The following is a 14726-nucleotide window of genomic DNA, read 5'->3' as shown; positions in this document are numbered from 1 at the left end:
CTTCCAATCGGCTCCCTACATTTTACTGGAAATGGGGAGTTTTTCGAACTTCCCTGCAGGAGATTCCTGAAAGCGCCTTCCCACGGGTGACCCCGCATCCTTACCTCGCAGTGGGGGCGCCTTATACCGGGTCGCCCTGGCGGCTGCGCTCCGGGGCGCTTTCTGCCTTATATCGGGCGCAATCCTTGTTGTCGGGCCGACGCTTGGGATGGCGCATTGCGCTGTTCGACGCCTATCGCCCCCTGGCGGTTCAGCACTTCATGGTCTGGGATGCCTTCCGGCGCGAGGCGCAGGCGGTGGGCTGTCTCACCCGGCTCGCGTCCTGCGCCGGGCCGGATGCGCTGGAGCGCCTGGATCCCGAAATCTATGCCCTGCTCGCCCCCAAAGTGTACCGCTTTTGGGGGATTCCCGACCCGGATCCCTGCTGTCCGCCACCCCACAGCACGGGTGCCGCCATAGACTGTAAACTGGTGGATGGAGAAGGTCGGGATGTACCCATGGGCGGTCCTGTCGATGACTTTACCGACCGCGCCATCCCGGATTTTTTCGCGTCTGCCCTGCCAGGAACGCCGGAGTATCTCCATCATCAGAATCGTGAGCTACTGGTCTCGGTCATGACCCAGGCGGGGTTTGCGCAGCATGTTGGAGAATGGTGGCACTTCTCCATCGGAGATCAGATGTGGGCGCATGCGGTGGGCGCAGAGCACGCGCTTTATGGACGAATCCTCAGCTAATCTTATCATCCGCCACATGATAACGCGGGTCTTCTGCCACGTTAAAGACGACCAGATCCTTTGCCTTCTCCAGCAAATCCCGGCAGTCACCGCTCAAATGGCGCAGATACAGCTTCTTGCCCCGCTTCTCGTAGCGCTCGGCCAGCGCATCAATAGCCTCGATGGCGGAATGATCGACAATCCGTGCCCCGCCGAAGTCGATGATGACCACGTCCGGATCGTCCGCCGGGGTAAAGAGATTACGGAAGGCGCTCACCGAGGCAAAAAACAGCGTTCCTTGCAGGGTGTAAATCTTATGCCCCTCCGTATTGATGCTGGTTTTGACTTTAATCTGCTTGGCGTGCTGCCAGGCAAAGGCCAGCGCCGCGATGATGACTCCCGCCACTACCGCCAGGGTAATATTGACCAGCACCGTAATGGCGGCGACCAGAATGCCGATGACTATGTCGGTGCGCGGCACCCTGCCGAAAAAGCGCAGACTGCTCCATTCAAAGGTCTTTTCCACCACCACGAACATCACGCCGACCAGTGCGGCAATGGGCACCTGCTGAATCCAGTGTGAGGCCAGCACAATAAAGGACAGCAAAAAGAGGGCCGTGGTAATGCCCGAAAGGCGCTTGATGGCGCCGTTACCGACGTTGATGATGCTCTCCCCCAGCATGGCGCAGCCGCCCATGGCGCCAAAAAAGCCGCTGACCACATTGGCAAGACCCTGCGCCATGGACTCCTGATTCGGCTTGCCGCGGGTGTCGGTCATCTCGTCGATCAGGTTCAGGGTCAGCAGGGTTTCCACCAAACCGTTGGCGGCCATAACCAGGGCGTAGGGGAAGATGACGACCAGCGTATGCCAGTTCAGTGGCACTTCCGGCAGATGAAAGCTGGGCAGGCCGCCGGCCAGCGATGCCACATCGCCGACGGTCACCGTAGGAATCTTGAAGACGACCACGAGGAGGGTGGTCAGTAGCGCACCTGCGAGCGTTGCCGGGATCGCCTTGGTGATGCGCGGCGTCAGATAAATAGCCACCATGGTCAGGGCGACCAGCCCGATCATGATATAAAGCGGCGTGCCATGCATCCAGACCATGGCGCCTTGGGCATCCTTGACCTTGAAATGCTCCAGTTGCGCCATGAAGATCACGATAGCGAGGCCGTTGATGAAACCGAGCATGACCGGGTGTGGAATCAGTCGCACGAATTTACTCAGCCGCGCCGCCGCGAAGAAGAGTTGCAGCAGGCCCATCAGGATGACGGCAGCAAACAGGTATTCTGCCCCGTGGGAAACCACCAACGCCACCATCACCACCGCCGTAGCACCGCTGGCGCCGGATACCATACCTGGTCGCCCACCCCAGAGCGAGGTGATAAACACCAGGATAACCGCCGCGTACAAGCCGGTTAACGGCGAGACATGGGCGACAAAGGCGAAGGCGATGGCTTCCGGCACCAGAGCCAGCGCCACGGTAATGCCGCTGAGGATATTGATCTTGTTTTCTTCAAATCGGGACAGGCGTTGCATCGGACTGCTCCACTTGAGGCAAATGCGTCTCCATGCCGGGTTGGGCGCTTAGGCCCGCAGTGCAGCAGGAAGCAGCAGTAGAGTTCGAAAATGAGAAGGGCGAGAGCTTCGCCTGAGTGCGGTTAGCAGTGACCACAATAAAGGATGGGGTTGAAACTCACATCGGAGGATGGCACCTGATTCATTGGCTTAATGGCTAAATACCGTACCAGAAGCCTGATTTATAATCAAACTGGTTTGCCTCCCAGCCTCTGCCGCCATTGGCGCGCCAGCGCCCACAGGTTAGACTAGGGCGCTTATCACGGGTCTTAAACCCATTGTTCCGGAGAAAAACATGGCCGAGTTGCCAGAAATAGAACTGCTCAGACAAAAGCTGCGGCGCAATATCCTGCACAAGCGGGTCGGTATCATGCAGATGCAGAATGCCAAAGGCGAGCCGCTGACAGATGGCGCCGGTATCAAAGATGCCGCGCTCAAAGGCAAAGCCATCACCGACCTGCATCGCTACGGTCAATACCTTTTCCTGGAACTGGATCGCAAAGACATCCTCGCCCTGCAGTTGGGCGGCGAGCTGAGCGGCGAACTCGAACGTGGCCCTGCTCATGCGGAAGGCGGGGAAGAGCCTCGTGCGGCATTGGAGATTCAGATCAACGGTCAGCAGCGCCTGCGTTTTCAGGGCACTCAGTTGGGTAACCGCCTGCGCATGCTGGATGAAAACAGCGATGTGGACTTCCTGACCAAGCTCGGCCCCGATCCGCTGATGGTGCATGGGGAGGGGCTTGGTGTATTGCGCGAAGCCCTGAGCCGTCGCCGCAGCGCCCTGCGTAACATCTTGCTGGACGATACCTTCGCACCGGGTATCGGCGGCATCTGGACGGATGAAATCCTTTTTCAGGCCCGTCTGCGGCCGGATCGCACCGCGACCAGTCTCAGCGAAGAAGAGCGCGAGCGTTTCCTGGAGCAAATCCCCAAGGTGCTGGATCGTGCCGTGCGTTGCCAGGCGAAGACCAACCTGCTGCCCAAGACCTTCCTCACCCGCCATCGGGAAGACGGGCACTGTCCGAGCTGCGGCGGCGCGCTGGAGACCCTTTCGGTGGGGGGTAAAAACGCGCTGCTCTGCCCGGCCTGCCAGTCTTAATCAAGGCCGCACCTACTTATGCTTCCAAGGTAAGCCGCTGGCCTTCCAGCCTTCTACCTTGCCGCGCTGACCGTGGGTGTCGGGTTTGCCCTCAAGGCCACCGAGGATGTTGTAGCAATGGCCATAACCCAAGTCGGCCAGATGTTCGGCGGCAGCCAGAGAGCGGCCACCCGTTCGGCACAGCAGCAGCAGTAAAGCGTCGGGTTGGGCCTTCTTCCGCAGTTCTGCGTCAAAGTCGACGTTGGGAGTCATACCCGGATACTGTTGCCACGGCACATGGCAGCAGCCCTCCACGAAACCCGAGAAATCCAGTTCCGGATGAGAGCGCACATCGACCAGAATCGCTTTAGGATGCTTGCGTAACACGGCATGGGCTTCTTCCGGCGTGAGGTCCCCGGCATGGCGTTTGCCGGCGGCCCTGGCCCGTTCCTGCGCCTTCTGCAAAATCGCTTCGGTATTCATAGTGTTCACCTCGTCCTGTAAATCGGTGTAGATGCCTGGATGATCAAACAGCATCTGCGCATATACTGTGCATATCCCCGCTCTTCGGCAAGCCCGCCGCCAGAAAATATTTAGACTGGTCTTATCGCGGGCGACCAATTCTTCGTAACGATAGCACTTGAAGCGCTCGCTTACCTGCCGCGCATGGCGGTTCTCGGGATGGTAGCAGGTGATGAAATCGCGCAGATCGGTGAGTTTCATCTGTGGGCATTGTCTTGACAATCGCCAGCGAATTGACGATTGTCCGACCAAATATCCAGACAGATAACCCGAGCCACGGTCATGAGTCGGCTCCTTATCAACTCTTGGCAGTTTGCAGGTGGGTAATGAAAACTAAAGTTGCGCTGGCGGCAGTACTCGCTCTGCTGACCTGGTTCGCGCTGATCCTGCCTGATCGCCCTGGATCGTTTCAAACCCGCACCGGTTGCCGACTTTACGGAAGACTGACAAACCTTGAGAGGCCCTGAGTAGTGGCAGAAAGCATCAGTCGCACGGAGCGCGGCAAGCAGAACATGCGGGTGACCCTGATGGGGGCGGGCACCAACGTGGTGCTGTTTTTCGTCAAGCTGGCGGGGGGTATTTTCGGGCACTCTAGTGCGCTGGTGGCGGACGCCATCCATTCCCTTTCCGACCTGCTGTCTGACCTCGGGCTGGTGTTCGCCATGCGCTTCAGCAGCCAGCCGCCGGATCAGGAGCACCCCTACGGTCATGAGCGTTTTGAGACGCTGGCGGCGCTGGCCACGGGTACCCTGCTGGCCGTCAATGGTGCAGGCATCGGCTATGAGGCGATCCAGCGGCTCATTATCGGCCATTACGGCATGCCGGATTTCTGGACCCTTTATATTGCCGCCTTCGCGATTATCGCCAAAGAAACCCTCTACCAGATCACCATCCGCGTAGCGCGGCGAACCCGCTCCGCAGCGCTGCGCGTTAATGCCTGGGACCATCGCACCGATGCCATTTCCAGTGTCATCGTGTTTATCGGTATTGGCGGCAGTTTGCTGGGTGCGCCTTATCTGGATTCGGTCGTCGCGCTCATCGTCGCCCTGATGGTGCTGCGGATCGGCCTGGTCACGGGCTGGGAAGCGGTGCAGGAGCTCGCGGATCGTGGTCTCAGCGATGAAGCGCTGGCCTATATCCGCGAAGTGATTCTCGGCTGTGAAGGGGTGCGCGATTTGCACCTGCTCAAGACCCGTAAGATCGGTCATCAGGCCCTGGCCGAGGTGCATCTGCAGGTGGCGTCAACCCTGAGTGTCTCCGAGGGGCACCAGATTGCCGAACGGGTGCGGATAACCTTGTTGCGGCAAGTGGATGATCTGGCCGATGCCACCATCCACATCGACAGCGAAAATGATGAGGATGGCGGCGTGGTCCTGCCACCGCGCAGCGAGATTGAAAAGGTGGTGTGCGAGCGCCTGCTGGCGCGGAACTTGCCTTTAGCGGAGCAGATGACCTTGCATTACCTCAAGGATGGCGTCGTGATCTGCATGCGTTATCACTTGCCGCCAGCGGAAACATTCGCTAGCCTGCAGGATATGGAAGCACAGCTTCAGGATGCCTTGAAGGGGCGGGTGCCTGGCTTGCAACAGGTGGATGTGGTCTGGCAATTGGCCGGACAATTGCCAAAGACACCGCCTGCCCTATAGTAGTGCACATTTTTGGATTGCCCCAAAAGTGGGCACCATATTGGTGCATATAGGGTCTGGATTATTATCAACAGGGTGATTTTTGGCCTGGTATGAATTTTGTAAGCATCGTTCGTTTAAGGTCGTGAATATTTCTTGATTGGAGGAGAAGCAAATGGGTTATAGCCCCAGTGATGTGGTCAAGTTGATTAAAGAAAAAGACATCAAGTTTATCGATTTCCGCTTTACCGATACCAAGGGTAAGGAGCAGCACGTCTCCGTCCCCGGCCACACCATCGAAAAAGATACCTTCGTCGATGGCAAGGCTTTTGATGGCTCCTCCATCACCGGCTGGAAGGGCATCAACGAGTCCGACATGATTCTCCTGCCCGAGGCTGACTCTGCCGTTCTCGATCCCTTTACGGATGAAACCACCCTCATTATCCGCTGCGACGTCATTGAGCCCGCCACCGGTCAGGGTTATGAGCGCGATCCCCGCTCCGTCGCCAAACGTGCCGAGATCTACCTGAAGAGCACGGGCATCGCCGACACGTCCTACTTTGGTCCCGAAAATGAATTCTTCGTTTTCGATTCCGTGACCTGGAACATCGACATGAGTGGCTGCGCTTACAAGGTGGATGCCGAAGAGGCCGCCTGGAATTCCGGCAAGGAATACGAATCCGGCAATATGGGCCATCGCCCCGGCGTGAAGGGCGGTTATTTTCCGGTCCCGCCAGTGGACTCCGCTCAGGACCTGCGCTCCGCCATGTGCCTGGCCATGGAAGAGATGGGTTTGAAGGTGGAAGTGCATCACCATGAGGTGGCCACGGCCGGGCAGCACGAAATCGGCGTCGGTTTTAATACGCTGACCCGTAAGGCGGACGAGGTGCAGATCCTCAAATATGTCGTCCACAACGTAGCGGCGGCTTATGGTCAGACAGCCACTTTCATGCCCAAGCCCATCGTCGGTGACAACGGCAGCGGCATGCACGTCCACCAGTCCCTCGGCAAGGATGGCAAGAACATCTTTGCGGGTGATTTGTATGGCGGGCTGTCGGAGGTCGCGCTGTACTACATCGGCGGTATCATCAAGCATGCCAAGGCGATCAACGCGCTGACCAACCCCAGCACCAACAGCTACAAGCGTCTGGTGCCCCATTATGAGGCCCCGGTGCTGCTGGCTTACTCCGCCAAGAACCGTTCGGCCTCCATCCGTATTCCTTTCGTCAACAGCCCGAAGGCCCGGCGCATCGAAATACGTTTCCCGGACTCCACTGCCAACCCCTACCTGGCGTTTTCTGCCATGCTGATGGCGGGTCTGGACGGTATTCAGAACAAGATCCATCCCGGCGACGCCATGGACAAGAATCTCTATGATCTGCCCGCGGAAGAGCAGGCCAACATCCCCGGTGTGGCGGCGTCGCTGGAAGAAGCCCTGCGCGCTCTGGAAGCCGACCATGACTTCCTCATGAAGGGTGGCGTGTTTTCCGAGAGCTGGCTGGAAGGTTATCTGGATGTGAAGTGGGCCGAAGTGCAAACCCTGCGCATGACCACCCATCCGGTGGAGTTCCAGATGTATTACAGCCTCTGAGACCGGGTACAGCCCGCCGCCGCGGGCTTTCCCCGGCGCCATCAGCCCCGTGTTTTACGCGGGGCTTTTTTGTGGCCGCTGCCTTGACAATACGGGGCTTGGCGACCATATACAGAAATGCCGCGCTGGTCAGGAGAACAGGCTGATGAAGTACAGGAAATCCCCTCTTACGTCTGGTAAAGGTGAATCAAAGCGTGCAATAACGGCAGGAGCGTGTATTCTCCTGTCGGCCTTTCTGATCAGCAGTTCCGTGGATGCATCAACCATTTATCGCTGGGTGGGTGGCGGTGGAGTAGTCAGCTATGGCGAAACCCCGCCCGCGGGCGCCAAAGGCGTCGAGCAGATCTCCGGGGTGCCGCAGGGCGCGACCAGCACGCCTGTGTCTGCGCCCAGTGACAGCGTCACCCCGCCGTCAGAACGGCCTGCGTCAGCGCCCACCGGGCCTGCCGCTAACCCGGCATTGAAGCGCATGCAGGCAGAACTGCTCGCGGCGCGTCTGGCGCTGATTCAGGCGACCAAAAATTATGAGCAGGGCAAGGTTATACGCACCGGCAACGAGCGCAATTATGCCCGCTATCTGGATCGCGTAAACGGCCTGAAACAGGCGATGGATGCGGCGCAATTGCGCGCGCTGTTGCTCCAGCGACAGATCCAACAGGTGCAGAACGAAGGTCCGGCGCCGACGGCTCCAGGGCGCGCGGCGCATTAGGTTGCCGGGTGCGGCGCGTGTCCGAGGCATAGACCCGAGGGCGCTTCGTAGCTTACCATAGACCGTAAGATAGCCACTGCACGCCTTTGGGAGACCTAATGCCGCGTTTCTTGCTCAGTAACGATGATGGTTATCTGGCACCGGGACTGGCGGCACTCGCTGAAGCAATAAGGCCTTTAGGCGATTTGGAAGTGCTGGCGCCGGAGCAGGATCGTAGCGGCGCCAGCAACTCCCTCACCTTGGACCGGCCGCTGCGGATGCGTACTGGGCTCAATGGATTTCACTATCTGGTCGGCGGCACGCCCACGGACTGCGTCCATCTCGCTGTCACCGGCATCTTCGCGGAAACGCCTGATATGGTGGTCTCCGGTATCAATCGGGGGGCCAACATGGGGGACGATGTGCTCTACTCAGGCACCGTGGCCGCAGCTACCGAGGGACGTTTTCTCGGTTTGCCTGCCATCGCGGTTTCCCTGGCCGGACGCGATTGCACCCACTTTTCGACCGCGGCGCGGGTGGCCGCCAAGTTGGTGACCGGGGTGCTGAGGCATGCGCTGCCTGCCGATACCATTCTCAACGTGAACGTGCCGGATTTGCCTTACCATGAAATCCGCGGATTTGAAGTGACGCGTCTGGGGCGTCGCCACAAGAGCGACATGGTGATACCGGCGGCGGATCCTCGCGGTGATCCCGTTTACTGGATTGGCCCTTCCGGGCGGGAGGCCGATGCCGGTCCCGGTACCGACTTTGACGCGGTGCGCCGCGGTTACGTCTCCATTACGCCGCTCGATCTGGATATGACCCGCTACAATTTTCTGGATGGTTTGAGTCAATGGCTGCTTCGTTGCTAGCCTTGAGTCCTGAAGTCGGCATGATCTCCCCGCGCACCAGGGGGCGGATGGTGCTCCGTCTGCGAGCGGAAGGCATCCGTGACGAGCGGGTGCTGGACGCGATGAATCGGGTTCCGCGTCATCGCTTTGTCGCGCAGGCGCTGGCGGGACGTGCCTATGAGCCGGTGTCTCTGCCCATCGGTTATGGACAGACCATCTCCCAGCCCTGGACCGTGGCGCGGATGACGGAGGCGATCCTGGAGGACAGAGGAATGCCGCAGCGGGTGCTGGAGATTGGTACCGGTTCTGCCTACCAGACGGCAGTGTTGGCAGAGCTGGGGGCGGAGGTCTTCAGCATTGAGCGTATCGGTCCGCTTCAGGAGATGGCGGAGGCGTTGCTGGGGCGGCTAGGCTATCGTCAGGTGCATCTGCATCACGGCGATGGTAGTGGCGGCTGGCCGGAAAAAGCGCCCTTTGATGCGATGGTCATTACGGCTGCCGTGCCCTGCGCCCTAGCACCCCTTTATCGCCAGTTGCGGGCCGGGGGACGTCTGGTGATGCCGGTGGAAGAAGGCGGCAGGCAGCATTTGCAAGTCAGTCATTGGGATGGCAGCGCGGCGCAGGTGATTCCGCTGGGCACCTGCCATTTTGTCCCCTTGCTGGCGGGAACGGTTTCGGTGGCCTCTGGAGAGTGTGTCGGATGAAAAGCGCGAGCAGAGACGAGGAAGAGGACGTTCAGGCAGGAGCCTCAGAGAAGGAAGAGGATGTTCCGGAAAAAGCCGATGGGGCAGAAGATTTTGGTGAGGCACACGACTGGGATGCCACCCGCTGTTATCTTCGGGAGATCGGTCATAGTCCGCTGCTGACGGCAGAACAGGAGGTCACCCTGGGGCGCCGGGTTCAGGCGGGGGACCAGGCGGCACGCTGCACCATGATAGAGAGTAACCTGCGCCTGGTGGTAAAGGTGGCGCGGCGCTATATCAACCGGGGGTTGCCGCTCCTGGACCTGATCGAAGAAGGCAATCTCGGGCTGATCCGAGCGGTGGAGAAATTTGATCCGGAGCGCGGCTTTCGCTTCTCTACCTATGCGACTTGGTGGATTCGCCAGAATATCGAGCGGGCGCTGATGAATCAGACCCGCACCATCCGCCTGCCCATTCACGTGATGAAGGAACTCAGTACCGTGCTGCGCGCGGTTCGCTGTCTCGGGCAAACCCTGCAGCGGGAGCCGACGCCGGAAGAGGTGGCAGAAGCTTTGGACCGCCCGGTAGAAGGAGTGCGCGATTGTCTGGAAATGGATGGCCGGGTGACGAGCCTGGATGTGCCCCATGGCCGGGAGTCGGATCGCCCTCTTGCGGATATTGTTGCCGATGCTGATGCGGTGAGCTTGGAAGACGGCCTGGCCGACCGGAATCTCTCCCAGCAGATGCAGCAATGGATTGCGACGATGACCGAGAAGCACCGGCTGGTGCTGCTCTGGCGTTTCGGTCTGGATGGTACCGACGGGGCGACGCTGGAAGAGGTCGGCTCCCGTCTTGGAGTTACCCGGGAGCGGGTGCGGCAGATTCAGGTAGAGGCATTGCTGGTGTTGCGCCGTCGCATTGAAAGGGAAGGGCTGACACCGGAGAGCCTCTTCGGCTGACGGCGGCGGGTGCCGGTGTGTTCAGGCCTCGGGCGGCAGCAGGGCGGCGACGACCACGCGATCTTCGGCCAGCAGAATGTTGTAGGTGCGACAGGCGGCGCTGGTGTCCATCACCTCTACGGTGAGTTCAGCGGCGCCCAGGGCACGCATGAGTTCCAGAGGAAAATGCTGGCACTTGCCGGTGCCCAGCAGCACGATGTCGGGTTTGCGCGCCAGCACTTCGGCAAAGTGCGAGAGCTGGAGTGCGTTGGCATGCTCCGGTCCCCAGGGGCTGTGCAGCCAGTCGGCACCGACCAGCAGGCCCTGCGTGTGGCGCTTGCCGTGAATGACGATGCCCTGTGGCCCGTAGGCGTGGACGACATTGTGGTGACCGAGGTGTTGTAGGTGTAATTTCATGTTGAATGTCCCTCATGCGGATTGACAGGCCTGCTTTGCCTCTCTATTGTTCTTCGATTTCGGCATTCGCTACAACCCTGAAGGCCCGCGCCACATGAACAGTGACTTTGAACGTATCCGTCGTCTCCCCCCTTACGTATTTAACATCGTTACGGACCTGAAGAATCAGGCCCGCAAGCGGGGCGAGGATATCATCGACTTTGGCATGGGTAATCCTGATCAGCCCACGCCCCAGTATATTGTCGACAAACTCTGTGAAACGGCCCAGCGCGGCGATACCCATCGCTACAGCGTGTCGCGCGGCATCCCCCGCCTGCGTCGCGCCATCACGACCTGGTATGAGCGCCGCTATGGCGTGCAGCTTGATCCCGAGTCTGAAGCCATTGTCACCATCGGCTCGAAAGAAGGCATTGCCCATCTGGCGCTGGCGACCATGGGTCCCGGCGATACGGTGTTGGTGCCGAGCCCGACTTATCCCATCCATCCCTACGGCTTTGTCATCTCGGGGGCCGACGTGCGCCATGTGCCGATGCTGCCGGGGGTGGATTTCTTCGAGGAACTGGAAAAGGCCGTCAAGGCCGCTTGGCCGAAGCCGAAGATGCTGGTGATCAACTTCCCCCACAACCCGACGGCGGCGGTCGTGGAGCTGGACTTTTTCGAGCGGATTGTCGCGTTTGCCAAGGAACACCGTATTTGGGTGGTGCATGATCTGGCTTATGCGGATATCGTCTTTGATGGCTATAAGGCGCCGAGCTTTTTGCAGGTGCCAGGGGCCAAGGACGTGGGCGTCGAGTTCTTCACCCTATCCAAGAGCTACAACATGCCCGGCTGGCGGGTGGGTTTTGCGGTGGGGAACCCGAAACTGGTGGGCGCGCTGGCGCGGATGAAGAGCTATCTGGATTACGGCACCTTTACCCCAATTCAGGTGGCGGCCATCACCGCGCTGGAAGGGCCGCAGGATTGCGTGGAAGATATCCGGCTGATGTATGAGCAGCGCCGCGACGTGCTCTGCGAGGGGCTGGACGCGGCGGGTTGGGTGGTCGATAAGCCCAAGGCGACCATGTTTGTCTGGGCAAAAATTCCCGAAGCATTGCGCAAGATGGGCTCGCTGGAATTCTCCAAGCTGGTACTGGACCGCGCCAAGGTGGCGGTCAGCCCAGGTATCGGCTTTGGCGAGTTGGGCGACGAATATGTGCGTTTCGGGCTGGTGGAGAATGAGCATCGCACCCGTCAGGCTATCCGCGGCATTAAACACATGTTTCGTGAGGATCTGTAATGGCGGACGATATGGAACCAGTACGGATCGGTATTCTTGGCATGGGCACTGTCGGCCAGGGGACGGTGCGGGTGCTGGAGCGCAATGCGGAAGAGATCACCCGTCGGGTCGGGCGGGAGCTACGGGTGGTCCATGCGGCGGTGCGTAATCCGGCGCGTCTGGAAGGATTGGGGCTGGATGCGCGGATCAGTAGCGATCCCTGGGCGGTGGTGTGCGATCCCGAGGTAGACGTGGTCGTCGAGGTGATGGGTGGTCAGGAGCCCGCCCTGGACCTGCTGATGGCCGCTATCGCGGCGGGTAAGCATGTGGTGACCGCCAACAAGGCGCTGCTGGCCGAGCATGGCAACGAGATTTTCGCGGCGGCGCAGGCGCAGGGGGTGATGGTCGCCTTCGAGGCGGCGGTGGCGGGTGCCATTCCCATCATCAAGGCGATCCGCGAGGGGCTGGCGGGCAACCAGATTCAGTGGCTGGCGGGCATTATCAACGGCACCAGCAACTATATCCTCTCCCAGATGTTCCGCGCGGGCTGGGATTTTCAGCAGGCCCTGGCTGAGGCGCAGCGCCTGGGTTATGCCGAGGCCGATCCGGGGCTGGATGTGGATGGCGGCGATGCCGCGCACAAGATTACCCTGATGGCGTCTATTGCTTTCGGTATTCCGGTGGATTTCGCCCATTGTCATGTGGAAGGCATCCGTGCGCTGGAACGGATCGATGTGGTCTATGCCGCCGAGCTGGGCTATCGCATCAAGTTGCTGGGGATTGCGCGGCGCCGCGCGGATGGCGTCGAGTTGCGGGTCCATCCGACCCTGATTCCCCATAGTCATCTGCTGGCCAATGTGGAGGGAGCCTTCAATGCGATTCTGGTGGAGAGCGATGCGGCGGGGCAGAGCCTGTATTATGGACGCGGCGCGGGCGGCGATCCCACGGCCAGCGCCGTGGTGGCCGATTTGGTGGATGTGGCGCGGACCATGACCGCCGACCCCAGCAACCGGGTGCCCCATCTCGCCTTCCAGCCCGATGCCATGAGTGCCTTGCCGCTGCTGCCCATGGCCGAAGTGGAGAGCGCTTACTATCTGCGCATCCACGCCCACAACCGCCCCGGTGTGCTGGCACAGGTGGCGACGATGCTGGCGGAGTATGAGATTTCCATCGAAGCGCTGGTGCAGAAAGAGACACCGGAGGCAGACAGCGTGCCCATCGTCCTGCTGCTGCACCGCTGCCGGGAGGGTGACCTGGAGCAGGCCATCGCCCGCATTGAAGCCCTGCCAGTGGTCGTTCAGCCCGTATTGCGCCTGCGCGTCGAGAGTTTGGCGGAAGGGTGATCCATCCGCCACACTGAATTTTGGCATTTCATCTTAAATCAGGATAACTTCATGACCCGTTATACCGGTATAATCGACCATTACCGCGCCTTTCTGCCCCTGGCTCCCGAGACTCAGGCGGTGAGCCTGGGTGAGGGCAATACGCCGCTGATCGAATGCATCAATCTACCCCGCCAGCTCGGCCTCGATATCCGCCTTTTCCTCAAGTTTGAGGGCCTGAATCCCACCGGCTCCTTCAAGGACCGTGGTATGACCATGGCGGTGACCAAGGCCAAGGAAGAAGGCAGCGAGATGGTGATCTGCGCCTCCACCGGCAACACTTCGGCGGCAGCAGCGGCCTACGCGGCGCGGGCGGGGATGCGCGCTTTCGTGGTGATCCCGGAAGGCAAGATTGCTCTCGGCAAGCTCTCTCAGGCGATGATGCATGGTGCCATGGTGTTGCAGATTCGCGGCAACTTCGATGCGGGCATGCAGATCGTCCAGGATGTCGCCGCCAACGCGCCCATCACTTTGGTGAACTCGGTTAATCCCTATCGCTTGCAGGGCCAGAAGACGGCGGCCTTCGAGATTATCGAAGCGCTGGGTGAGGCGCCCGATTATCACGCCCTGCCCGTGGGTAATGCCGGCAATATCACCGCCCACTGGATGGGCTATTGTGAAGCCACTGATGAGCGGACCGATAAATCCCAGTCTCTGACCGCTTCCTGCAAATTCTGCGATGGCGCCTGCACCTATGGTCACGGTAAGGCGGGCAAACGACCGAAGATGCTGGGTTTTCAGGCGGCAGGCAGTGCCCCCTTCATCGTTGGCCACTATGTGAAAGACCCCGAAACCATCGCCACGGCCATCCGTATCGGTCATCCCATGTCCTGGGATCAGGCGCACAAGGTGCAGGCGGAAAGCGGCGGCTGGTTTGGCGGTCATAGCGATGCCGAGATTCTGGAGGCGCAGCGCTGGCTGGCGCAACACGAGGGCGTTTTCTGCGAACCGGCCTCGGCGACTTCGGTGGCGGGGGTGGTGGCTGCGGCTCGCGCCGGAAAAATTGAAGCGGGCGCGACGGTGGTCTGTACCCTCACCGGGCATGGCCTCAAAGATCCCGATACCGCCATCGCACAGGGCGGCGAAGTGCTGACGGTGGATGCCAATCTGGAGGCCGTGCAGCGCGCCATTCTGGACCGTTGATGGCCGATCTCTGCCTCTGGCTGTCGGGGTTGCGCGGCGTGCCGGAGGAGGATCTGGGAGCGGTGTTGCTGCGTTACTGGGGTCGTGGGCGGGCGGAGCGGTTAACGGCTGATTCCTCTTTGGAGGTGGCAGGGCGTTTGCTGGGTTTCGAGGGGTTGTTGCCCGCCGCGGCATTGCTGGCGGAGTCTGAGGGTATAGCGACCGAAGGGCACTGGGTCATTGCCCTGGAGCCGGTGGCGTTTCGCGGACAGGCGGGGCGGGCGG

General features: G+C 60.3%; 14 protein-coding genes and 1 pseudogene. 12 read left to right on the top strand and 3 right to left on the bottom strand.

Going from position 1 to position 14726, the window contains the following annotated elements; genetic code table 11:
• Nucleotides 1-53: 53 nt before the first annotated feature.
• Nucleotides 54-734: a M15 family metallopeptidase gene (locus tag Q0C48_RS04785; protein ID WP_291522064.1), complete on the top strand. Its 681-nt coding sequence runs from the start codon at nucleotides 54-56 to the stop codon at nucleotides 732-734.
• Here the strand turns inward: Q0C48_RS04785 and Q0C48_RS04780 are convergent.
• Nucleotides 727-2250, bottom strand: a complete 1524-nt coding sequence (locus Q0C48_RS04780) for a SulP family inorganic anion transporter (protein WP_291522062.1) — start codon at nucleotides 2248-2250, stop codon at nucleotides 727-729. The two genes, Q0C48_RS04785 and Q0C48_RS04780, sit on opposite strands and share 8 nt — an antisense overlap.
• A gap of 334 nt (nucleotides 2251-2584) precedes the next feature.
• Here Q0C48_RS04780 and Q0C48_RS04775 point away from each other — a divergent pair, with 334 nt between their 5' ends.
• Nucleotides 2585-3388: a DNA-formamidopyrimidine glycosylase family protein gene (locus Q0C48_RS04775; protein ID WP_291522060.1), complete on the top strand. Its 804-nt coding sequence runs from the start codon at nucleotides 2585-2587 to the stop codon at nucleotides 3386-3388.
• Between the two features lie 12 nt (nucleotides 3389-3400).
• Here Q0C48_RS04775 and Q0C48_RS04770 read toward each other — a convergent pair whose 3' ends face one another.
• Nucleotides 3401-4090: a rhodanese-like domain-containing protein gene (locus Q0C48_RS04770; protein WP_291522059.1), complete on the bottom strand. Its 690-nt coding sequence runs from the start codon at nucleotides 4088-4090 to the stop codon at nucleotides 3401-3403.
• 269 nt (nucleotides 4091-4359) lie between these two features.
• Between Q0C48_RS04770 and Q0C48_RS04765 the strand changes: the two genes are divergently transcribed.
• From Q0C48_RS04765 to rpoS, 6 genes are all read left to right on the top strand, one after another.
• Complete coding sequence (locus Q0C48_RS04765; RefSeq protein ID WP_291522057.1) at nucleotides 4360-5535, top strand: cation diffusion facilitator family transporter; 1176 nt, start codon at nucleotides 4360-4362, stop codon at nucleotides 5533-5535.
• 154 nt (nucleotides 5536-5689) lie between these two features.
• A complete protein-coding gene (glnA, locus tag Q0C48_RS04760; protein ID WP_291509374.1) occupies nucleotides 5690-7105 on the top strand; it encodes a glutamate--ammonia ligase in 1416 nt (471 codons plus the stop codon).
• A 145-nt stretch (nucleotides 7106-7250) separates the two neighbouring features.
• Entirely contained in the window at nucleotides 7251-7814 is a 564-nt protein-coding gene (locus tag Q0C48_RS04755) for a DUF4124 domain-containing protein (protein WP_291522055.1), read from the top strand.
• Between the two features lie 98 nt (nucleotides 7815-7912).
• Nucleotides 7913-8665, top strand: a complete 753-nt coding sequence (surE, locus tag Q0C48_RS04750; RefSeq protein ID WP_291522054.1) for a 5'/3'-nucleotidase SurE — start codon at nucleotides 7913-7915, stop codon at nucleotides 8663-8665.
• Entirely contained in the window at nucleotides 8647-9348 is a 702-nt protein-coding gene (locus Q0C48_RS04745) for a protein-L-isoaspartate(D-aspartate) O-methyltransferase (RefSeq protein WP_291522052.1), read from the top strand. The genes surE and Q0C48_RS04745 overlap by 19 nt, the downstream gene beginning before the upstream one ends.
• Nucleotides 9345-10286 carry an RNA polymerase sigma factor RpoS gene (gene rpoS / locus Q0C48_RS04740; protein WP_291522051.1) on the top strand — a complete coding sequence of 314 codons (942 nt, stop codon included), beginning with the start codon at nucleotides 9345-9347 and terminating at the stop codon, nucleotides 10284-10286. The genes Q0C48_RS04745 and rpoS overlap by 4 nt, the downstream gene beginning before the upstream one ends.
• A 21-nt stretch (nucleotides 10287-10307) precedes the next feature.
• Here rpoS and Q0C48_RS04735 read toward each other — a convergent pair whose 3' ends face one another.
• The gene (locus Q0C48_RS04735; RefSeq protein ID WP_291522050.1) at nucleotides 10308-10682 is read right to left on the bottom strand and encodes an MTH938/NDUFAF3 family protein; all 375 of its coding nucleotides are present in this window, start codon (nucleotides 10680-10682) and stop codon (nucleotides 10308-10310) included.
• Nucleotides 10683-10776: 94 nt separating this feature from the next.
• Between Q0C48_RS04735 and alaC the strand changes: the two genes are divergently transcribed.
• The 4 genes and pseudogenes from alaC to Q0C48_RS04715 form a co-directional block, all read left to right on the top strand.
• Nucleotides 10777-11958: an alanine transaminase gene (gene alaC, locus Q0C48_RS04730; RefSeq protein WP_291522049.1), complete on the top strand. Its 1182-nt coding sequence runs from the start codon at nucleotides 10777-10779 to the stop codon at nucleotides 11956-11958.
• Entirely contained in the window at nucleotides 11958-13280 is a 1323-nt protein-coding gene (locus Q0C48_RS04725; protein ID WP_291522048.1) for a homoserine dehydrogenase, read from the top strand. Before alaC ends, Q0C48_RS04725 begins: the two co-directional genes overlap by 1 nt.
• Before the next feature lie 51 nt (nucleotides 13281-13331).
• On the top strand, nucleotides 13332-14462 hold the full coding sequence (thrC, locus tag Q0C48_RS04720; protein WP_291522046.1) for a threonine synthase: 1131 nt from the start codon (nucleotides 13332-13334) through the stop codon (nucleotides 14460-14462).
• Nucleotides 14462-14726 (top strand): annotated as a pseudogene (locus tag Q0C48_RS04715) (hypothetical protein); the annotation flags it as partial. The gene thrC and the pseudogene Q0C48_RS04715, both read left to right, overlap by 1 nt.

The sequence above is a fragment of the Acidithiobacillus sp. genome (genome assembly GCF_023255755.1).
Taxonomy (GTDB): domain Bacteria; phylum Pseudomonadota; class Gammaproteobacteria; order Acidithiobacillales; family Acidithiobacillaceae; genus Acidithiobacillus.
The sequence above is the reverse complement of the archived record's forward strand: the minus strand, read 5'-3'. Positions and strand labels throughout refer to the sequence as shown.